Here is an 18,954-nt window from a genome sequence, read left to right on the forward strand (position 1 = left end):
CTCCGGAGGCTTGAGTACGATCACCTACGCCGGCCTCAGTACGCGAGCGGTGGCCCGCCGGGTGGGGGTGCCGGAAGGGTGAACGCATGCGCCGACTGATCCTGCTCGCACCGCTGTTGCTGTTCACCGTCGGCTGTGGGGTGGTGCAGTCCTCCGAGGGCGAGGCGACGGACCACGCACGGGAGGTGGCCAGGAAGGCGGGGGAGCGGCTCCACGGCCAGCGTCCGCGCACGGCGGAGGAGGTCGGGCGCTCCGCTTCCGGTATCGACGGGGTGGAGGTGCTGCGGGTCACGGGCACCTCGACGCACGACGGGGACGGCGTCGACGTGGTCGTCCGCACGTCCGGCTCGGCGTACAACGAGTGGCTCGACGTCGAGGAGGTCGTCGTGCGGCGCTGCTACACGGTGCGGGTGTCGCCGAAGTCGGAGTGGGGCGAGGATCCCCGTGGCGTGGACTGCCCGGACGGCCCTGTACTGACGTTCGCTCCGCCACCCGAACCGCCCCGGCTGCCGTACGAGGAGCTCCGCGCGAGACTTCCCCGGGTACCGCGGGGCGGCCGGGTGGACGAGGCCGAGGTGCGCCGTTCGCTCGCCGCTCTGGATCTGCCTCCGGCGATCCGTACCGAGGTGAAGGCGGACGGCGACCGGGTCGGCGTCCTCCTGTCGGTGAAGGGCAACGGCTTCGACGCGCAGGACTGCGTTCTCGCCCGCGTGCGCCCCGGCGCCACCGAGGTGTGGGTGCCGACCCGGATCCAGCGGATGCCCGGAGAGGGCGGCTGCGGCATCGGCAACGCTCTGGACCGGCAACCCCCGCCGCACTGAACAGGGCGCCGGGCTCCGGCGAGAGGCCGTCCACACCTTCCCCGCCGCCACCGCGACCGGTGTGAGCGAGCCCCCGGCGCGGGCGGCCGACGGCCGCACCGCGCCGTCTCCGGCCCGGGCCCGGTGCCCGGCGAACCGCTTCGGCGAGGTCAGGCGGCCGTGTCGAAGGTGTAGTGGCGGGTGTGGTCCAGCATGTCCGCCGGGGTGACGTCGTTCCACGGGCGCATGGTGTCGCCGAGGTCGACGACGTCGGGGGTGCCCGCCGCCGGGAGGTACGTCGACCTGGGGTGGCGGGCCTGCCAGTCGGCCCACAGCTTGTCGATGAAGGCGTGGTGGAGCCAGAACACGGGGTCGTTGGGCGAGACGCCGGTGCCCATCTGGCCGCCGACCCAGACGTGGACGCGGTTGTGGAGGTTCACGCCGCGCCAGCCCTCCAGATGGTTGCGGAACCCGTCCGAGGAGCTGTTCCAGGGGGCCGCGTCGTAGGTCTCCATGGCGAGGACGGAGTCCACCTCGGCACGGGTGGGCAGCTGGCGCCCGCCCGCACCGAGGTCGCGCCGGAGGAAGTCCCGGCCGTCGACGCGGACGTTGATCGTCCAGCGGTTGCCGGCGCGGGCGAACGCGCCGTCCGTCACCCGGCCGTCGCGGGCCCGGCCGGTGCCGCCGAGGAAGTCGGGAGCCCAGAGGGAGGAGCGGGAGGTGCGGTCGGCCGTCCAGTCCCAGTAGGGGAGAGCGACGGCCGCGTCGACGGACTGCAGCGCCTGCTCGAACTCTATGAGGAAGCGACGGTGCCAGGGCAGGAACGACGGCGACCGGTGTCCGACGCGGTCGCCGCTGTCGGTGTCGCTCATGATGAAGGCGTTGTGCGTGGTGACGAAGGTGTCATAGCGCCCTGAGCGCTTGAGCTCCAGGAGGGCGTCGACGAAGCGGCGCTTCTCGTCGGCGGTGAGGGCGGCCTGGTTCTTGCGTACGGTCATGGTGGTGTGGCTCCTGGATCGGATCAGGTGAGGGTGAGCTGCACGAGCGGCGCGCCCTGGAGTTCGCGGACGGCCGCGCGGGCGAGTGCCTTGGGCGTGGCGACGGGCTCGTAGTGGTTGATGACACTGATCCAGGTGCCGTCGGCGTTCTGCATGACGTGCAGTTCCTCGCCGTCGATCGTCACGGAGTAGCCGCCTCCGTGGTGTCCCCCGTGGTGTCCGCCGCCGTGCGAGGCGCCGCCCTTGATGCGGCGGCCCTGGTAGACCTCGTCGAAGGAGGCCGGGGCCGGGACGGCCGTCGGCGCGGCCCCGGGAGCGGCGGCGGCGGAGCCGGCCAGGGCGATGCCCGAGGCGGCGGCTCCGGCGGCGACGCCGAGGACCCGGCGGCGGGTGATGCTGGACATGGAATACCCCCAGATGGTCTGTGCGACCGGGGGATCGGTCATATGCCCCCGGCAGGGCCCATCACTATCCGGGGGTGTCGGCGCGGCGGAAATCGCCTGAGGGCGGTTGGCCGCGAAGTGGACAACTTAGCGTGAACAGTGCAGTCATGAACAAAGTTGATCTTGTTGCGCGGCTGCGCGAGAGGGTGGGAGAGCGAAGATCCTGCGGAGAAGGCGATCTTCTCGCGAAGGATCTTTCGTGCCGTGGCCCGGCGTGTGGTGGAGCCCACGTCCTCAGACTGTCCGGATCCCGACGCGTACTCGGGGTGCCTGCGTCGTGCCCGGCGTCGAGTGCCGACCGCTGGGGGCGGTCTCGGTCCTGGTCGTCACGTGCCGGGCGCGCGGTACCGGATTCGTTCGGCCTTCTGCAGGGCGTCGATGGTCTCGTCGATGGTCAGGAGGACCGTCGTTTCGAACGTACTGAGCGCGCCGCCTCCGCTGATCGCCAGCGCGACCGCGGCCATGGACACGTTGTCGGGTGCTTCCCACAGGTTGTAGCCGTCGTGCGTGCCGAAGGCGTACCAGAAGCCGTGGAGCTTCCCGCCGACGGACTCGATGTACGCCTGAGCGGCCGCTGCGCGGTCCTCGGGCTGGGCGATCAGCCTCGCCCACGTCTCGGGTGTGTAGCTGAACCTCGACAGGTAGAGCGGCATCATGTCTCCCTTTCGTTGCACGAAGGGATGCCCCGGAGGGGCTGGGAACGCGCTGGATAGGAGCCGGGTGTCCCCCGAACGGCCGGGGAGAAGGGCCGGCCTCGCGGTGGTGCCGCCACCGGCCGCACCGGTTGCCGCTCGCCGACGGCAGGGGCTTCCGGGGTGCCCGCTCGTCGTGTCCGTCGGATCCCTCGTGCCGGCCACGCCGGGAACAGGGCGTCACTCGCTCGAAGGGGTGCGCTCCCGCGTCGCGGTGACGATCCAGACCGCCCCGGGGACGCGGACGCCGTCTTCGGTCTCGAACTCCAGGAACGCGTCGTGTACTTCGGCACGCGCACGAGTGAGCGTCGGCTGGTCGACATCGCGGAGGTTGTGGCGCGTCGGGCCCATGGAGAAGACGAAGTCGGCGGCGTCGCCCGCGGTGGCGCCGAACGTCATGGGCGCCACGCAGGACGTCACCTCGATGCCGGTGAATCCACTGGCGGTGAGCACCTGGCGGATGCGGGCGGGGTCGAGGAGCGACCCCATGCCGCGTGAAGCCGGGGATGCCTCGCGGAGGAAAGGCGAGAGCGCGGCGGTCGCGCGGGCGTAGGCGCCGTCCGGGTCGCCGGGCTGCGGGCAGAGGAAGGCGAGTCGGCCGGCGGGCGCGAGCGCTCGCCCGAGATGGGTGAAGGCTGCGACATGGTCGGCGAAGAACATGACCCCGCCACGGCTGATGAGAACATCGAACCCGCCGTCGGGAAGCGGATGCACCTGCGCGTCGCCCTGCACGAAGGTGACATGGCCGAGACCTTCCGCCGTCGCGTCACGGCGGGCACGTTCCAGCATCGGCCCGGACAGGTCGATTCCCACGACGCTTCCGTCGAGCGCCTGTCGTGCCGCCAGGCGCGTCGTCTGTCCGGTCCCGCAGCCGATGTCCAGGACCCGGTCCCGCGCCTCGATGCCCGCGGCGGCGAAGAGGGGCGCGTTGAACGCGCCCATCATCCCGTTGTAGCGCTCAGGCTGTTCCGCCCAGAGGACGCCCTCCCAGTCGTTCCATGCCTCTGCCTGCTGACGGTTGGCGATCGGATGCACGGCTCACCCTCTCCTTCTAGAGTTCATATCTAGAGTTGGACTCTAGATATAGACTCCAGTCATGGGCGAAAGCAAGGGGAGACAGAGCGACAAAGCTCGGGAGACACGGCGCCGGATCATCGAGGCCGCCGGCGCGCTCTTCATCGAGCAGGGCTACGGAGCGACCAAACTGCAGGAGATCGCCGACCGGGCCGGGGTGGCGGTGCAGACGATCTACTTCGTCTTTCGCAACAAGCCCTCGCTGCTCAAAGAACTCGTCGATGTCGCGATCGCGGGCGACGACGAGCCCGTGCCGACGATGGACCGCCCCTGGTTCACGGAGGTCACGACCGCGCCCACCGCCGAGGCCGCCCTCGCCGCCCTGACCGCCGGCACGCGCGGGACACTCGAACGCGTCGCGGCCATCAGTGAGATGGTCCGAGCCGCGGCAGCGGCCAACCCCGAGATCCGAGAGTTGTGGCCGGATCAGGCGGACCCGCGATACGCGGTGATCTCGGAAGCTGCGAAGTCCCTGACCGGGAAGCCAGGTGCCCACCCCGCCGTCCCCGTCGAAGAAGCGGCGGACATCCTCTACGCCGTCCTCAGCCCGGAGCTCTTTCTGGTCTTCACCCGCGACCGCGCCTGGCCCCCCGCCCGGTGGGAGCGATGGGCGTACCGCACCCTCCGCTCACAACTCCTGGTGGACGAAGCCTGATCGCCCCAGTCCTCGCGGGCGGTCGCAGACGAAGGCCGCCCGCACGGCAAGGGAGCGGAGCTTACGCCACGGCACCGATGTCCGCCCACAACGCGGCGGCGTCGGCCGAGAGCGGTGGGATCGCCCGGCCCGGCGCGTCCCTGTCCTCTCCGCTCCACCAAAGGCCCTGGCCGGAGGTCAGGGCCCGTTCGTCGGTGCCCGCCTGCCACCCGCCGTGCAGCACGTACAGCACGCCCGCATGCCCCATGGGCGGCACGACCGGGCCGGTGACCCGGTCCACACGCGCCGTCCGGTCGCCGCGCCGCACCATGATGTTGAGTACCCGGCAGGCTCCGCCCGGCAGTTCGGCGCTCAGCGCGTGGTCGCCGGAGAACTCGAACGGCTCGCCCGGGCGTGCCAGCAGGCGGTCGAACACGCCGGGACAGGCCAGTCGCACGCCCTCGCCCGTGAGCAGGGTGAGCGTCCGGTCGACGCCCGGGAACGCCGAGAACGGCCCGTCCCGCTCGATGTCGGCGACGCTGGCGCGCCACCCGAACTCCTCGGTGCCCGCCGGCCAGGAGGCGATCTCCCTGGTCGCGCCTCCGCCGTTGCGCCACGCGCCCGCCGTCAGTGCCTCGACGTCGAAGCGGTGCATGGCCGGGCTCCCTGCTGAGTGCGGTGCGGGTGCGGAACACACCTGGGCGGCGACCCCGCCGCAGGCGACGACCGCGTACGTGGCCGAGTCGTCGTCGATGTGCTCGCCGACGAAGTGTATGCGCACCCTCAGGACCGGCGATCGACATGTGCCGGCGGCGCCGGGCCGCATGCCCCGCCCGAGCTGAGCCGGCCCGACGTCCGGCCGACGAGCTCGCGCGACGCGGGGTGCCTCACGCGGAAGCCAGAACCTCCCCGGCCATGACCTGAGGCGGGTTGGGGAGCAGCGACGCGAGGTTGTCCCGTACGAAGTCCGCCGCTCTCGCGATCGATTCCTCGGCACCTGCCTGGTTCTGGAAGACGCTGGTCGAGACCATCACTCCGTCCCCGGCGTCGATCCAGTAGTACGCCACGAATCCGGAGACCTGGCGCATGAGCGGCACGAACCCCTCGTTCACGAGGCGCCCCGCCTCGGCAGGATCGGTCACCCCTTCGTACCGCCGGACTGCTGCGTACATGGCCGAGCTCCTCACGGGGGTTCAGGGTTCTTCTCGCGGGACGTCGTACCCCTCTCGACACCTGTCCGGCGCATGAGGCTCCGGCAATCACCTGAAGGGCCGTCCTCAGGTGATCCGAACGGCGGCTTCCGGTCCGGACGCACGGCCCTGCGCCACCGCCGGTCGCCGCGCCTCGACGAGCCCGCGCGCGAACGTGCCGCCGGCGAGGGAACGGAACGATGGACCTGCCGTCCAGGCCGTCCGTCGGGACCTTGCATGATGGCCGCCATGAACACGGAAACCTGCGACCCGGCCGAGCTGGCCACCCTTCGCGAGATCTTCGCGTCCCACCCCGAGGCGGTGCCGCCGGCCGGCTGGGAGACGGTGCGGTCCTTCGAAGCGGAGCACGGCATCGTGCTCCCGGAGCCCTATCGCACGTTCGTGGCGGAGATCTGCGACGGACTGCGCGCCGGACCGCCCTACTACGGGCTGCTGCCCCTCGCGCACACGCCCGCCGACTGGGGCTCGGACCGCCCCGCACGCCTGCTTGCCAAGCCCTTCCCCCTGACGGCGGCATGGCTGTGGGAAGCGGAGGACGACGAGTCGGCGCTGTCGGTGGAGGAGTTCGAAGCCCGGACGGACCCCGTGTTCGACCACGGCTCGCTGCTGCTGGGCACCGACGGCTGCGGCATGTACTGGCACTTGATCGTCACCGGCCCGCAGCGTGGTCACGTCTGGCAGATCGCCGGCGAGGGCGCGATGCCCTTCGGTCCCCAGTCACCCGACGCCCTGATGCCCGGCACCCCTGGCTTCACGGGCTGGGCGACCCACTGGGCCCAGGGACGTGCATGGTTCCCGGATGCCTGAGGGTTCCCGGGTTCAGTGCCGCACGAACGGCAGATCCCGTGCGTGCACCTGCCCGCGCGGCCCCGCCGCCCGCAGCACCACGTCCAGCACCGGTGCCGGGTCGGCGGCATAGGCGTGCGAGAACCAGGCCATGTTGGCCTCGACCACGGCCCATCGGTGGCCCGGGCGGTACGGGTCGAGGAGCTGTCCGACGTCCACGACGACGGCACTCGGCAGGGTGGGCCCGGCCGCAGCGACCAGGCGGTCGACGAACTCGGCGATCTCGGCGGTGATGGCCGCACTCCGGTCGAGCGGGTGTGGGTCGAGCCGGCCGAACGCGGCGTATCGACTGCCCGCGGCGATGCGCCCGTCAAGAAGGAACAGCCGGTACTCGGCGGCGAAGGTCACCACCTCGGAGAGCAGCACCGGCGTGGCCGGGTCCAGATCGGCGGGGAACCGGGAGCCGTCGGCGTAGACGTCCGCCGGGAAGGACTTGTCCCGTGGCGGTTTGACGAACGTCGGACGGTCGATCGCCCATGCATCGGCGACGGTCGCCGCACGGACCTCCCGCCCGGTGAAGTCCTCGGGAAGCTCGGCAAGCCAGTCGTCCGACGGTTCGAGCAACGCGAAGCCGAGCCGTCCCGCCAACCGCGCCCCCGCCACCGGCCCGCCGTACCAGTACGCCGGTCCCGACGACGCGCCGATCTCCTCCGCCGCCAGGACCGCCATCCCGCGCCCCGCCGCCTCAGCGGCCAACAGCTCCATCGTCGACGTCCGCCGACCAGGCATGACCAGCACCGCAACCCTCCTCCACGACACGCGAAACGGCCACGCTAGACCCGCACCGTCCCAGCCGCACCCGAGTATCCGGCCACGGAGAGGCACGAGCGGCAGGCGGTCGCGCCCGGACCGAGGCGTCCACGGCGTGACGACCTGCCCGACCTCGAAGCCGTCGTTGCGCGAGGCATGTCCGGCGCCGCCCGTCATTCGGTGACGCGGACCGCGAGCGCCGGGCGGATGGCTGCCGCGCGGCGCGCGGGCCCGATCGTGGCCAGGAGCGACGCGACGAAGGTGGCCGCGGCCAAGGCCAGAATGCTGGTCCATTCGACCGGGAAACCTCCCTCCAGGCCCTCGAAGGCGGCGCTGTTGCTGTACATCAGCCAGGTGGTGAGCACACCCAGCAGCGAGCCGAGCACGATGCCCTCCACGGCGACGAAGGTGCTCTCCCACAGGAAGGACCGCTGGACGGTTCGCGCCCGGAAGCCGAGCGCCCGCAGGATGCCGATGGTGCGGCGGCGTTCGCGTACGGCCCTGACCATGACCACGCCGAGGCCGGTGATGCCGACGCCGAGGCCCAGGGCGAGGAAGCCCTGCATGAGGCGGAAGAAGGCGGTGCTGGAGTCGAACTGGCGGCGGATGTCCGACTCGATGGGGGTGGCGACCAGGCTGGACGACAGCTGCTCGCCCTGCAGGCGGGTCGCCAGGGCGTCGGGCGAGGTGCCGGGACCGGTTCTCACCAGAGCGGAGGCGTTCTGTGCCTGGGTTCCGAAGAGCTCGCGCGTTCCCTGCTCGCTCATCACGACCGGGTAGGTGGTCGAGCCGGCGCCGGTGCCCGGGTAGAAGACCAGTCCGTTGCTGAGCACGCCGGCGATGACCTTCTGTTCGCTGCGGCCCGTCCGGGGATCCCTCAGCATGAGCGTGTCGCCGGGGTCGTAGTAGTCGCCGGCCGGACCGCCGGTGCTGCCGAAGAAGGCGTCGAGCACGACGTAGCGGGGGTCGGACGCGAGAGCCCGCCACACCGCCGCGTCGTCCGCCAGGCCGGGCAGACGCTCCCTGAAGGTGATGCCGGTGATCGCCCCGTCGGGCACGCCGACGACGGCCGTGTCCAGGGGACGGGTGCCGCGGCGCCCCGGATCCGTCGCCTGCCCGGAGGCGTTGAGGAGAGGTGTCACGGCGGAGATCCGGGCGGCCGACGGGCCGCCGCGGATGTCGGAGAGGAGCCGGTCACCGGCGACCTGGGGGTTGTAGTCGAGTCGCAGGGAGTATCCGGCGGTGGCATCGGCGACGACGCCGTCGACGCCGGCACGGAGGATGCCCGAGATCTCGGTCAGGAGCACGAGGACGAACACGATGAGGGTGTACATCACCAGCGTCGCGCCGGTCCTGAATCGCTTGGCCAGGGGGTAGGCGACCGCGAGCCGCGCCGCGAGGCCGCCTTCCGTCGGGCGCTGGAGCAGGCGCCGCGCGGGGCGCAGCAGCGTCTTCTGGTTGTCGCTGACGAGCACCACGGCGGAGAAGGCGGCCAGGGCGCCCTGGATGACGTACACGGACATGGAGGGGGCGTCGAAGATCCGGGGGCGCAGGACGGGCGCCAGGAGCGTCCAGGCGAGAACGGCTCCCGCGATCGAGGTGGTGACCGTGTGGCGCGGGAGGACCCGGAGCAGCGCCGGAGCGGCGAAGGCGAGCGCCAGGGCCGGCATGAGGTACGTCGCGTCGGGCTGGCTGCGCGCCACGGCCGGGACGGCCGCCGACGCACACAGGACGGCCAGGGCGGTGGACACCACGAGCAGGCGGCGCCGCGGTCCCCGTCCGGGTGCGGCGGGAAGGTCGCGGATCGCGGCGATGATGTTGAACCTGCTGATGCGCACGCTGGTCGCGAGGATCGCGGCGAAGGCGATGAGCAGCCCCATGGCGAGACCGTTGAGGATGCTGGTCGGGGTGACGGCGAACGCGATCCGGATGCTGCTGCCGCCGACCGACCAGCCCTGGAAGATCTCCGCGGCGACGACGGCGACGCCCCAGCCGACGGCGAGCCCGATGCCCACGCCCGGCAGCGCGGACAGCGACGCGTAGGTCGCGCCTTCCAGGGTGAAGGACCCGACGAGCCGCGAGCGCTTCATCCCGACCGCCCGCACCATGCCCATCTGGGACTTCCGCTCCTCGCCGAGCATCACGAAGATGTTCACCAGGAGCAGTGCGCCCGCGATGATGCTGAAGCTGCCGATCATGAGGAAGAGCGCTCCGAGGGAGTCGCCGGCCGCTCTGGCGTCCCGCAGGACCGTCTGCTTGGGTGTCTCGATCGCGGTTCGGCCGGCGAGCGGACCCAGGGCCTGGCGGATGTCGGCGGTCACCCGGTCGGTCAGGGCCTCACCGCGTTCGACGCCGCCTCGGTTGGACACGAAGGTGACCGACCGCGGCTCGGCGCCGGCGGCCCGGGCGGCCGAGTCCAGAGTTCCCGGGGGCAGGAACACGTCGCGGTTCAGTCTGCCGCCGAGGCCCACTCCGGCCAGGCCCTGTTCGGGAACCACGCGCTCGACCCGGTACGTCCCGGGCGCCCCGAAGAGGTACAGCGTGATCGGATCCCCGGTGCCCAGATCCAAGGAGCGGGCCAGCGGCTCGTTGACCACCACCCGGCCGGGCTTCGGGTTCGGTCCGCCGAGGCCGGAGTCTCCGCCGGGGGACCCGAAGCGGGACGCATCGCGGAAGTCCATCTGCCAGGCCAGGACGCGCGGTTCGGCGGTCCTGCGGTCAGCGGTACCGCTCACCGCCGACGCCTGGGTGGCCCGGGCGTTCAGGACGCCGTCGACGTCGGGGTCATCCGCCAGGACGGCCAGCCGTTCGGTGGCGGCGCGCCCGGTCGGTCCGGGGGGTACGACGATGCGCTCGTCCACCGGCCCCAGGGTCCGGTACGCCTCCTGCCGTACGGAGAAGTTCAAGGTGTCGCCGACGACCAGGGCCCCGATGACGATGGCCGTTCCGAGCATCGAGCCGCCGATCACCAGCGCTGCCTCGGTGCGTCGGCGGGCGACCTGGCGGAAGGCGAGCCGCCGTGACACCGGCTGCCGGACGGCGACCAGCGCCAGGGCGGCGAAGGCGAGCCCGAGGGTGGTGAGCAGCGGGACGAGGAGGTTCGGATACATGGTGGGACCTGGGCCGTCCTACGGATCTTGCCGGGGTCGCGGCGTCCGGCACCGCGCCCACCCGTGGCCCTTCGGGCACGGGAGGCGCCCCACGCCGCCTTGTCGTCGGTCGTCGATGCTCCGCATGTACTCCCTCCTTCGCCTTGCGCTCGCCGGCACCGGACCCCGCTCACCGATCCGGCCCGGATCGGCACGGCACCTCCTAGGAGACGTCGAGGTCCGCCGCGGGCGCGGTGACGGCCTGGCGGACGTCGTCGACCAGGCGCCCGTCGCGCATGCGGATCAGCCGGGGGACGCGAGCGCCGATGGCACCGTCGTGGGTGACCAGGACGATCGTCTGCCGCTCGTCCCGGTTGAGCTCGCACAGCAGGTCCATGACCTGGTCGGCCATCGTGCTGTCGAGGTTGCCCGTGGGTTCGTCCGCCCACACGATGGCCGGGCGTCCGGCCAGGGCTCGGGCGATGGTCACCCGCTGTTGCTCGCCCCCGGACATCTCGCTCGGCCGGTGCTCGACCCGGTGGCCGAGGCCGACCCGGTCGAGCATGTCCAGTGCCCTGCGCCGTGCTTCACGCGGCCGGGTGCCCACGAGCAGCAGGGGCAGTTCGACGTTCTCCGCCGCGGAGAAGACCGGTATGAGGTTGAACGCCTGGAAGACGAAGCCCATGGTGTGGGCGCGGTGCTCCGTGCGCGCCGCGTCCGACATCGCGAACAGGTCGTGGCCGTCGACCTGGACCCGGCCGCCGTCGATGTCGTCGAGCCCCGACAGACAGTTCAGCAGCGTGGTCTTCCCGGATCCGGACGGCCCCATGACTCCCACCATCTCCCCTTGGCGCACGAGGAGATCCAGGTCGAGCAGCGCGGTGACCTCCACCGAGCCCGTCCGGTAGATCTTGCGCACCCCGGTGGCGACGAGGAGTGCCCGGTCGGTGTTCATGCTCCCCATACCAACCTGCGGGAGTCACCGGAGGCTACCGCCACCCGGGCCCCGAGGAGGGACTGAAGGGCCCCATCGCCGGGTCGCCATGAGGCCCATCGAGCGGCTTGGGCACGAGCGGTCCGGCGTGGTGCCCGGCGTGGTGTCCGGCGTCGTGGTCGCCAGGGCGCGTCGCCGGGCGGCGGTGGCGTTCGCGGTCGGGCCCCCGTCGCGGTGACGGCGAGACCCCAGGGGCCACCTGTTCCCCTCCCCGACCGACCGGCCCCCCTCGGGGGGCCGGTCGGCCCTCTGCGCGCACCGGCCCCGGCCCCGGCACCGGCCCCCGCTCCGGCACCGGGTCCGGACCCGGCACGGCCACCGGCCCCGGACCCGGCCCGGCCGGCACGGGCCCCGGCTCAGGTCCTGGCACTCGCCCCGGCCCCGGCCCCGAGGTCCGGTGGGTGGCCGGTCAGGCACCCGTCGGCTCCATCCCTCACCCCGCGCCGTGGGCCGCCCAACGGGCCAGGCCGAAGCCCTTCCCCTCCCTGCGCACTTCGGCTGCACCGGCCCCGCCGAAGTGCGCGGGCACGACCAGCTCCCTTTCGTCGGCGGCGCGTTCGAGGATCCGCAGGCGGCTGGCCGCCGCCCGGTGCGCGTCCAGGCAGAAGCAACTGGAGTGGGAGGGGTCGAGGATCTGCACGGGGCTGTGCACGAGGTCCCCGACGAAGACCGCCCTGTCCCCGCCCGACGCGAGTCGCAGGACGGCGGAGCCGGGCGTGTGGCCGGGCGCGGACTCCAGGACGAGGTTCTCGTCGATGCGGTGGGACCCGTCCCACAGCTCGATCAGCCCCGCCCGGTGCACGGGCGCGACGCTGTCCTCGTAGACCAGCCGGTCCTCCTCCCCGAGGCCGTTGCCGTACGCGTTCCCCGGGCCGAAGTGGAAGTCGTCGGCCGCCGGGACCAGGTACCGGGCGTTCGGGAACGTCGGCACCCAGGCGCCGTCCTCGCCGTCCGTACCGTCGGCGGCACGGGTGTTCCAGCCGACGTGGTCGGCGTGCAGATGGGTGTTCACGACGACGTCGACCTCCTCGGGACGGACGCCCGCCCGCTCCAGGAGGCCGAGGAAGTCCCCCTGCCGCCGGTGGAAATGCGGCGAGTGGGGCCGCTCGCGCCCGTTGCCGACGCCCGTGTCGACCAGGACGGTCCGCCCGCCGCTGCGCAGCACCCAGGTCTGCAGCGCCATGACCGCGGTGTCGGTGTCCGGCGCCCAGTGGTCCGGTGCGAGCCACGCCTCGTTGGCCCTCCACACCTCGGCCCCGGAGTCGGGGACGAGGCCGCGGGCCGGGCCGAACGGCCCCTGCCACTCGACGATCCGGGTGATCTCGACGTTCCCCAGGACGATGCTCGGTGCAATCTCGTTGGTCATGACACCGACCCTAGGGAGGGTGGTTGAGCCGCTCAATGCCCGCAAGGCTCCCCCCGATACGCGAGACGCTCACCGCCTCGACCGGGGCGGATACCCTACCGCCCATGGACGTGGTCAGCGACGCGATCTTCGCCGTCCGCACCGGGCGGCCCTCCTCCGACCGCGTACGGGTGGGCGGGCGCTGGTGCGCGCGGCTCGATCCGTACGACGGCGCCGGGTTCCACATCGTGCTCCAGGGCAGTTGCTGGCTGCTGCCCGACGGCGGCGCACCGGTCGTGCTCGGTCCCGGGGACGTGGTGCTGCTGCCGCACGGAACGGGGCATGTCCTCGCCGACGCGCCCGCCGACCGGGCGACCGTGGAGCGTGCGATTCCGTTCGGACCGTGGCGGGACGGCAGCCTGCCGCGCCCGGCAGTGCCCGTCTCCCGCGAGCGCCAGGTGGAGATGCTCTGCGGCAAGTACCGGCTCGACCGCGATCACGTGCACCCGCTCCTCGCGGAGCTGCCCTCCGTCGTCCACCTGCCGAACCGCCCGGGCGCGCACCCCGAACTCCGCGCCGCCGTCGAGCTGCTGGGCGGTGAGCTGGACGAGCTGCGGCCCGGCTCGGGCATCGCGCTGCCCGGCCTGCTCGATCTGCTGCTCGTCTACGCGATCCGTTCCTGGCTGACCGAGAGCACGGCCGGCGCCTGGCCGGCCGTGCTGGGCGACCCGGTGACCGCCGCCGCTCTGCGCGCGCTGCACTCCGACCCGGCAGCCCCGTGGACCACCGAGCGGCTCGCGGCCGAGGCGGGCGTCTCCCGGCCCACGCTGGCCCGCCGCTTCACCACGCTGGTCGGCAGGCCCCCGATGGCGTACCTGACGTGGTGGCGGCTGACCCGCGCCGCCGCTCTGCTCCGGGAGACCGAGGTCCCACTGGCGGGCGTCGCCCGGCGGGTCGGCTACAGCTCGCCGTACGCCCTCTCGCACGCCTTCCGGCGCGAGTTCGGCACGACGCCGGGCCGGTACCGGGCGACGGGCGGGGAGCCGGTGGCGGACGGGTCCCGGCGCCATCCCCGACGACACGGTCTGAGCGGTCTCGACGAGGCCGGGGCGGGTCCCGCAACTCAGGCCCGCCCATGACCTCTTGGGTGGCCGGCCAGGCGCGACACCCCTACGGCATGAGCAGGAGCCGTGTCTGGGGGACGAGCTTCCGGTTCACGCTGGTGCTCTGCACGAAGATCGTGAAGTCGTCGTTGTGGTCCGGCTTGACGCGCACTTCCGTGTCCGGCAGGCCGAGCAGCGCCCGGGCCTCGGGTCCCGTGAACACCCGGTCGGTCTTCTTCTCCAGTACGGCGATCTGCTTGCGCGCCTGGATCTTCTCCGACTTGCTCAACTGGTAGAACGCACCCCCGGTCCGGTACGTGTGCCCGCTCTCGACGACCCACTCCCGGATCGCCGCGGCCCGGGCCACCGGGATCAGCTGGTACGTCGACGGATCCACCGGCGTCAGGCCGGCCGCCTCGATGGCCTCCTTGTTGACCGCCTCCCCGCCCGTGGAGAACACCGCCCGCGATCCCCGGATGCCCCGAGTACGCCCGACCATGAACTTCTCGGTGGCCTCCTGGATGACCTGGCCGGCCTCCTCCAGCCCCTGGGTGCTCGTCGCGTCCCAGATCGCGATGTTGTCCTTCGGGAACCCGCACTGCGTGGCCTCACGCTTGCCCATCTGATCCGGCACCAGGACGGCCAGCGTCCAGTTGTCGCCCTGCGTCTCGATCATCTCGGCCACGGCCCGGATCAGTACGCGCTGATCCTTGGAGGGTGCGTCCGGGGAGCGGTGGCTCGCGTTCTCCTGCCCGTCGGTCAGCACGAACGTCAGGAAGCTGTGGTCACCGTACAGTTGCGCCGTCTGTGCCAGCTCCCGCTGGGACTTCAGCGCGGCCGCCAGCAGGGCCGTCATCCCACCGGCCCGGTACAGCTGGCGCAGCGACGGCATCCGCAGCACGTCCTTGTCGTAGATGACGCACTCCACCTTGTCGGCGAAGACGTACACCGTGACGCGGGTCTCCTGATCGAGCTCCCTCGAACGGCGGGCAAGATACGCGATCTGCTGGTCGGCGACCTCCACGACCTTGCGGCTCAGGTGCGACATCGACGAACTGGCGTCCAGCACAAGAGCCACGTGATTGATGTAGTTCTGACTTCCGGACATGGAGAACTCCCCCTCGTTTCCGATCCGATGTTCCGACCCGATGCACCTACCGTCTCACCCGGCACTGACAATCGATCATGACCGGCGGCCGCCCCCAGGGGGCGGTCCGACTCGGTCGGAGCCCGGCCGGTGACACCGTCCGGGGCCGGACGAAGGAGGTGGCCGCCGCACCCGCGGAAGCGGCAGGGCCGGGCCCGGCGGTACGCGTGCACCGGGCCGCGGAGCCTTCCGGGGCCGGTCGTCCGTCACCGCAGTCGGTCGAATGCCTGGTCGGCGTCGGCCACCGCCTCGGGGTGGACGTCGCGGGCGGTTCGGCCGTCGGCGATCTTCTGCCAGTTGGCCCGGGCGAGCACCCGTTGAACCGCGAGTACCTGGGCGGCTCGCAGGCGGGCCTGGATGCCTTCGCCAAGGGCGTCCGCCAGCGCCTCCTCGTCCTCGAGCTGGTACCGCGTGAGTCGTCCGGCCAGGCTCGGTGTGGTGAAGACCAGCCGGTGGAAGGCCACCACCTCGGGATGGTCGTTGAGGCCGGTGACCGGGTCGTGGCGATCGAGACCGGCCCGGAAGTGCCGGTGCAGCGCCGCCATCGGCTGGATGCCGGACCCGCGGTCGCGTACGACGCGCGCCGCCTCGCCCTGGTGGTCCGCGAACCGGTGCAGCACCAGGTCCTCCTTGGTGGGGAAGTACCGGAAGAGGGTCGGTTTGGACACCTCGGCCGCCGCGGCGATGTCGTTGACGGAGACACGGTCGAAGCCGCGCTCCAGGAACAGCGAGACGGCCGCGTCGCCGATGGCGTCACGCGTCCGCTCCTTCTTGCGGGCCCGCAGCCCCGTCGGCTCGCTCATCTGTCCAGCGTAACATTCGTGACCGGGTTGCTTTTTTGACCGAGTAACGTTTTCATGGCGGCATGAATCAGACAGACATGGCTCCCGTGCTCGTCACCGGCGCGACGGGCCGGATCGGCCGCCTCGTCATCGACCAACTCCTCGACGCAGGCGTGCCGGTCCGCGCCCTCGTCCATCGATCCGAGACGGCGGGGACGCTGCCGGCGAACGTCGAGGTCTTCACCGGCGACCTCACCGTGCCCGAATCCCTCGACCCCGCACTGAACGGCGCCGGTGCGGCCTTCCTCGTCTGGACCGCCCCGTCCCTGACCGCGGCGGCAGTCGTCGAGCGGCTGGCGGCCCACGTGCGGCGGGTCGTCTTCCTCTCCTCCCCGCACCGGACGCCGCACCCCTTCTTCCAGCAGCCCAACCCCATGGCGGCGCTGCACGCCGGCATCGAGCAGCTCATCGCGGCCACCGGGCTGGAGTCGGCGATCATCCGGCCGGGCATGCTGGCGTCGAACTCACCGGCCTGGTGGGCACCCGCGATCCGGGCCGGCGACGTGGTCCGGTGGCCCTACGCCGCTGCCGAGACGGCGCCGGTCGACGACCGTGACGTCGCAGCCGTCGCTGCGCGGACGCTCCAGCAGGACGAGCACATCGGCGGCGACTACGTTCTCACGGGCCCCGAGTCGCTGACCCACGCGGCGCAGCTGAGCGTCATCGGTGACGCCCTGGGCCGCCGGATCGTATGCGAGGAGATGACGCCGGACGAGTTCCGGAGCCTGTCCAGGGGGACGGCGCCCGACGCGGTCATCGACATGCTGCTCGCCGCGTGGAGCGCGGCGGTCGGACAGCCCGCGTACGTCACCACCGCGGTGGCCGACATCCTCGGGACAGCGCCGCGAACGCTTCGCCAGTGGGCGACCGACCACGCCACAGCGTTCACGGAGGCGCCGCGAGCTCGTCGACCGTGACTCGCCCCGGGGAATGCTCCGGACTCCCCGGTGACCGGCCACGACTCCGGCCGAGCCGCCCGCACACGCGCGGATCGCCGCTCCCGGAGTGATCCGATCACCTCGGAGATCATGTCGTGAGGAGTCCTCCGGGCAGTCACGCGAACGACGGCCACCGGTCGGCAGCCCACGCCCGCCAGCCCCCGAAGGGCCGGTCAGAGGCCGCGCGGCCTGCCAGTTCCGCTGCGTCGGGCTCCTCGAAGTGCGCCCGCCCGTGCAGGATGTCGGTCTCGGTCACCGGGAACGTCTCCCCGGCGGCGGTCGCCCAGCGATGGGCGAGCCGGGCCCGCTGGGTCTCCTCGTCCACGGGCAGGTAGATCATGCGGAAGCACGCGTCCTCGGCCTCCACCAACCACCGGATCGCGGAACGCTCGTCCCGGGACCAGCAGCCGAAGTCCACCACGACGTCGGTACCCAGCTTCACCGCCTCCAAGGCCAGCCAGAGCATGCGCCCCTCCAGCACGTCGCGCTTCCCGTCCGGCTCCGCCTCACCGAACAGGGGAAGCATCCAGTCGTCGGGAGTGAGGCGCAGCGCGCCGTGCTCACCGGCGAGCCGCCGGGCTCTTGTGGTCTTTCCGGCCCCCGGCAGGCCGACCATCAGGAACAACGTGGTCACACCCGGATCGTGTCAGGTGAGCCGGACGAGCGGCCACCTCTTTGTCCGGCTCACCACGGCATGAGTGACAGGTGGATCCGAGCCACCACCGTGCGGCAGTTGAAGATCTGACGGTCCGGGAGAAGGCGCACGTGACCCGTCTCGCCATGCAGAACGGGGGAGTCCGGCCTTGAGGTGACCACTCGTTGCACCAGGGACCGTCGTTCCGCCAGGCGAAGGAGGCGGTCGGCGCACGGCCTGGATCGGACGACGCCCGACCGCCGCCGAAACCGCTCCGTGCACGGCGAGTGGCGCTGCAGAGGCACGATGACGTCGTCCGTCACGTGTGCGGCACGACGGCCACAGGACATTCGGCGTGGTGGATCACCGCGTGGGTGACGGATCCGATGTGCGAGCCCTTCGCCGCCCTGCGCCGCCCGACGACTACGAGACGCGCGTCCGACGCCGCCTCGACGAGGTGCTCGGCCGGCCGGCCCGGAGCTGCCACCTCCTCCACCTCCACCGCCGGGAACCTGTCCCGGAAGGGGGCTACCGCCTCGGAGAGTGCCGAAGCCATCTCGGCGTCGTCGGCCGCTGCGTGGTGGGGGAGGAACGAGTGGTGCCAGGTGTGCACGATCTGCAGCGGGACGCCGTGCCTCCCGGCGATGTCGAATGCGAACGCGAGGAGCTCGTCCTTCACCTCGCTCACGTCGAGTCCGAGGACCACCTTGCGAGGGCCGCTGCCGCCGGCGTCTGGGGCGTCGTCCGCTCCGTACCCAGGGCGTACCAGCACGACCGGATTCTTCGCCTCCGCGACGACTTCCTGCCCCACCGAACCGATGATGAAGCCGCGGACGCTGCCGAGCCCGTGCGACCCCACCACCAGCAACTCCGCCTCCGAGGCGGCAGCCAGCAGCACGTTGACGGGAGCGTCCTCGATCTCCTCCGCGGTCATGACGACGTCCGGCCGCCGGGCACGGACCCGCCGCTCGGTCGCGGCGAGCACCCCTTCCGCGGCGCCGGCGCGGTCCTCGTGCGACACCTTCATCGCCGCCACCTGATGCGGCGCCCAGCGCGTGGCGTACACGAGCCGCAGGCCGTCACCGCGCAGCGCCGCCTCGTCGGCGGCCCAGGCCACCGCCGCCGCACTACCTTCGGAGCCGTCCACTCCCACAGTGACAGGTCGGGACATGCCGTTCTCCTCGCCTCGGGCTGCGGTCGATGGGCCGTCACAAGGGGCGCCCATGGGCATCCATGCGCGAGGACACCTGGTCAAGAAGCTAGCGAGTGGCAGAAAGACCGCGGTGCATCGTCTTCGGCGACGCCGCCGAAGTACCCCGTCCGGCGGACATCACGGGGCCGACGGACACGAACGGAACCCGCCGCCGTCCTTGTCGCAGCCGGCAACGAGTGGCTGCAGTCCGCATGCGCCCAC

Annotated in this window: 19 protein-coding genes; 5 read left to right on the forward strand and 14 right to left on the reverse strand. The window is 72.0% G+C overall.

What is annotated here, in order from left to right; genetic code table 11:
- The first annotated feature begins 86 nt into the window (after positions 1-86).
- Entirely contained in the window at positions 87-821 is a 735-nt protein-coding gene (locus ACGFZF_RS06150; protein WP_393551331.1) for a translation initiation factor IF-2, read from the forward strand.
- 149 nt (positions 822-970) lie between these two features.
- Here ACGFZF_RS06150 and ACGFZF_RS06155 read toward each other — a convergent pair whose 3' ends face one another.
- The 4 genes from ACGFZF_RS06155 to ACGFZF_RS06170 all read right to left on the reverse strand — a co-directional run bounded on the left by ACGFZF_RS06155 (position 971) and on the right by ACGFZF_RS06170 (position 3,968).
- Complete coding sequence (locus ACGFZF_RS06155; RefSeq protein WP_393551332.1) at positions 971-1,798, reverse strand: tyrosinase family protein; 828 nt, start codon at positions 1,796-1,798, stop codon at positions 971-973.
- A gap of 23 nt (positions 1,799-1,821) precedes the next feature.
- On the reverse strand, positions 1,822-2,202 hold the full coding sequence (locus ACGFZF_RS06160; protein ID WP_393551333.1) for a tyrosinase cofactor: 381 nt from the start codon (positions 2,200-2,202) through the stop codon (positions 1,822-1,824).
- Between the two features lie 365 nt (positions 2,203-2,567).
- A complete protein-coding gene (locus tag ACGFZF_RS06165) occupies positions 2,568-2,894 on the reverse strand; it encodes a GYD domain-containing protein (protein ID WP_393551796.1) in 327 nt (108 codons plus the stop codon).
- A 219-nt stretch (positions 2,895-3,113) separates the two neighbouring features.
- Complete coding sequence (locus ACGFZF_RS06170; RefSeq protein ID WP_393551334.1) at positions 3,114-3,968, reverse strand: class I SAM-dependent methyltransferase; 855 nt, start codon at positions 3,966-3,968, stop codon at positions 3,114-3,116.
- A gap of 61 nt (positions 3,969-4,029) precedes the next feature.
- Here ACGFZF_RS06170 and ACGFZF_RS06175 point away from each other — a divergent pair, with 61 nt between their 5' ends.
- Positions 4,030-4,662, forward strand: a complete 633-nt coding sequence (locus ACGFZF_RS06175) for a TetR/AcrR family transcriptional regulator (protein WP_393551335.1) — start codon at positions 4,030-4,032, stop codon at positions 4,660-4,662.
- Between the two features lie 61 nt (positions 4,663-4,723).
- Here ACGFZF_RS06175 and ACGFZF_RS06180 read toward each other — a convergent pair whose 3' ends face one another.
- Both ACGFZF_RS06180 and ACGFZF_RS06185 read right to left on the reverse strand, forming a co-directional pair.
- Complete coding sequence (locus ACGFZF_RS06180; protein ID WP_393551336.1) at positions 4,724-5,422, reverse strand: HutD family protein; 699 nt, start codon at positions 5,420-5,422, stop codon at positions 4,724-4,726.
- A gap of 106 nt (positions 5,423-5,528) precedes the next feature.
- Complete coding sequence (locus ACGFZF_RS06185) at positions 5,529-5,813, reverse strand: hypothetical protein (RefSeq protein WP_393551337.1); 285 nt, start codon at positions 5,811-5,813, stop codon at positions 5,529-5,531.
- A gap of 255 nt (positions 5,814-6,068) precedes the next feature.
- On the opposite strand from ACGFZF_RS06185, the gene ACGFZF_RS06190 reads away from it, so the two are divergent.
- Positions 6,069-6,659 carry an SMI1/KNR4 family protein gene (locus ACGFZF_RS06190; RefSeq protein WP_393551338.1) on the forward strand — a complete coding sequence of 197 codons (591 nt, stop codon included), beginning with the start codon at positions 6,069-6,071 and terminating at the stop codon, positions 6,657-6,659.
- A 12-nt stretch (positions 6,660-6,671) separates the two neighbouring features.
- Here the strand turns inward: ACGFZF_RS06190 and ACGFZF_RS06195 are convergent, their stop codons facing one another.
- The 4 genes from ACGFZF_RS06195 to ACGFZF_RS06210 form a co-directional block, all read right to left on the reverse strand.
- The gene (locus tag ACGFZF_RS06195; RefSeq protein WP_393551798.1) at positions 6,672-7,403 is read right to left on the reverse strand and encodes an ATP-grasp domain-containing protein; all 732 of its coding nucleotides are present in this window, start codon (positions 7,401-7,403) and stop codon (positions 6,672-6,674) included.
- A gap of 218 nt (positions 7,404-7,621) precedes the next feature.
- Entirely contained in the window at positions 7,622-10,558 is a 2,937-nt protein-coding gene (locus ACGFZF_RS06200) for an ABC transporter permease (RefSeq protein ID WP_393551339.1), read from the reverse strand.
- A gap of 202 nt (positions 10,559-10,760) precedes the next feature.
- Positions 10,761-11,492: an ABC transporter ATP-binding protein gene (locus ACGFZF_RS06205; RefSeq protein ID WP_393551340.1), complete on the reverse strand. Its 732-nt coding sequence runs from the start codon at positions 11,490-11,492 to the stop codon at positions 10,761-10,763.
- Positions 11,493-11,964: 472 nt separating this feature from the next.
- A complete protein-coding gene (locus ACGFZF_RS06210; protein ID WP_393551341.1) occupies positions 11,965-12,897 on the reverse strand; it encodes an MBL fold metallo-hydrolase in 933 nt (310 codons plus the stop codon).
- Positions 12,898-13,001: 104 nt separating this feature from the next.
- Here ACGFZF_RS06210 and ACGFZF_RS06215 point away from each other — a divergent pair, with 104 nt between their 5' ends.
- Complete coding sequence (locus ACGFZF_RS06215) at positions 13,002-14,015, forward strand: AraC family transcriptional regulator (protein WP_393551342.1); 1,014 nt, start codon at positions 13,002-13,004, stop codon at positions 14,013-14,015.
- Between the two features lie 31 nt (positions 14,016-14,046).
- Here ACGFZF_RS06215 and ACGFZF_RS06220 read toward each other — a convergent pair whose 3' ends face one another.
- Together ACGFZF_RS06220 and ACGFZF_RS06225 are read right to left on the reverse strand one after the other, a co-directional pair.
- Positions 14,047-15,087, reverse strand: a complete 1,041-nt coding sequence (locus ACGFZF_RS06220; protein ID WP_393551343.1) for a vWA domain-containing protein — start codon at positions 15,085-15,087, stop codon at positions 14,047-14,049.
- Between the two features lie 245 nt (positions 15,088-15,332).
- A complete protein-coding gene (locus tag ACGFZF_RS06225; protein WP_393551344.1) occupies positions 15,333-15,929 on the reverse strand; it encodes a TetR/AcrR family transcriptional regulator in 597 nt (198 codons plus the stop codon).
- 62 nt (positions 15,930-15,991) lie between these two features.
- Here ACGFZF_RS06225 and ACGFZF_RS06230 point away from each other — a divergent pair, with 62 nt between their 5' ends.
- Positions 15,992-16,885, forward strand: coding sequence for an NAD(P)H-binding protein (locus tag ACGFZF_RS06230; RefSeq protein WP_393551345.1), 894 nt, complete (start codon positions 15,992-15,994; stop codon positions 16,883-16,885).
- Between the two features lie 136 nt (positions 16,886-17,021).
- On the opposite strand, the gene ACGFZF_RS06235 is transcribed toward ACGFZF_RS06230, so the two are convergent.
- The gene (locus ACGFZF_RS06235) at positions 17,022-17,540 is read right to left on the reverse strand and encodes an AAA family ATPase (RefSeq protein WP_393551346.1); all 519 of its coding nucleotides are present in this window, start codon (positions 17,538-17,540) and stop codon (positions 17,022-17,024) included.
- A gap of 319 nt (positions 17,541-17,859) precedes the next feature.
- On the reverse strand, positions 17,860-18,711 hold the full coding sequence (locus ACGFZF_RS06240) for a universal stress protein (protein ID WP_393551347.1): 852 nt from the start codon (positions 18,709-18,711) through the stop codon (positions 17,860-17,862).
- Between the last annotated feature and the right edge of the window lie 243 nt (positions 18,712-18,954).

Source organism: Streptomyces sp. NPDC048338 (genome assembly GCF_043201055.1).
In the GTDB taxonomy this organism is placed as follows: Bacteria; Actinomycetota; Actinomycetes; order Streptomycetales; family Streptomycetaceae; genus Streptomyces.

What these genes read in the sequence shown, in the direction of transcription:
- ACGFZF_RS06150 (WP_393551331.1), top strand. Translation starts at nt 87, where the DNA reads ATGCGCCGACTGATCCTGCTCGCACCGCTGTTGCTGTTCACCGTCGGC.
- ACGFZF_RS06155 (WP_393551332.1), bottom strand. Translation starts at nt 1,798, where the DNA reads ATGACCGTACGCAAGAACCAGGCCGCCCTCACCGCCGACGAGAAGCGC.
- ACGFZF_RS06160 (WP_393551333.1), bottom strand. Translation starts at nt 2,202, where the DNA reads ATGTCCAGCATCACCCGCCGCCGGGTCCTCGGCGTCGCCGCCGGAGCC.
- ACGFZF_RS06165 (WP_393551796.1), bottom strand. Translation starts at nt 2,894, where the DNA reads ATGCCGCTCTACCTGTCGAGGTTCAGCTACACACCCGAGACGTGGGCG.
- ACGFZF_RS06175 (WP_393551335.1), top strand. Translation starts at nt 4,030, where the DNA reads ATGGGCGAAAGCAAGGGGAGACAGAGCGACAAAGCTCGGGAGACACGG.
- ACGFZF_RS06185 (WP_393551337.1), bottom strand. Translation starts at nt 5,813, where the DNA reads ATGTACGCAGCAGTCCGGCGGTACGAAGGGGTGACCGATCCTGCCGAG.
- ACGFZF_RS06190 (WP_393551338.1), top strand. Translation starts at nt 6,069, where the DNA reads ATGATGGCCGCCATGAACACGGAAACCTGCGACCCGGCCGAGCTGGCC.
- ACGFZF_RS06195 (WP_393551798.1), bottom strand. Translation starts at nt 7,403, where the DNA reads ATGGAGCTGTTGGCCGCTGAGGCGGCGGGGCGCGGGATGGCGGTCCTG.
- ACGFZF_RS06200 (WP_393551339.1), bottom strand. Translation starts at nt 10,558, where the DNA reads ATGTATCCGAACCTCCTCGTCCCGCTGCTCACCACCCTCGGGCTCGCC.
- ACGFZF_RS06205 (WP_393551340.1), bottom strand. Translation starts at nt 11,492, where the DNA reads ATGAACACCGACCGGGCACTCCTCGTCGCCACCGGGGTGCGCAAGATC.
- ACGFZF_RS06210 (WP_393551341.1), bottom strand. Translation starts at nt 12,897, where the DNA reads ATGACCAACGAGATTGCACCGAGCATCGTCCTGGGGAACGTCGAGATC.
- ACGFZF_RS06215 (WP_393551342.1), top strand. Translation starts at nt 13,002, where the DNA reads ATGGACGTGGTCAGCGACGCGATCTTCGCCGTCCGCACCGGGCGGCCC.
- ACGFZF_RS06220 (WP_393551343.1), bottom strand. Translation starts at nt 15,087, where the DNA reads ATGTCCGGAAGTCAGAACTACATCAATCACGTGGCTCTTGTGCTGGAC.
- ACGFZF_RS06225 (WP_393551344.1), bottom strand. Translation starts at nt 15,929, where the DNA reads ATGAGCGAGCCGACGGGGCTGCGGGCCCGCAAGAAGGAGCGGACGCGT.
- ACGFZF_RS06230 (WP_393551345.1), top strand. Translation starts at nt 15,992, where the DNA reads ATGAATCAGACAGACATGGCTCCCGTGCTCGTCACCGGCGCGACGGGC.
- ACGFZF_RS06240 (WP_393551347.1), bottom strand. Translation starts at nt 18,711, where the DNA reads ATGTCCCGACCTGTCACTGTGGGAGTGGACGGCTCCGAAGGTAGTGCG.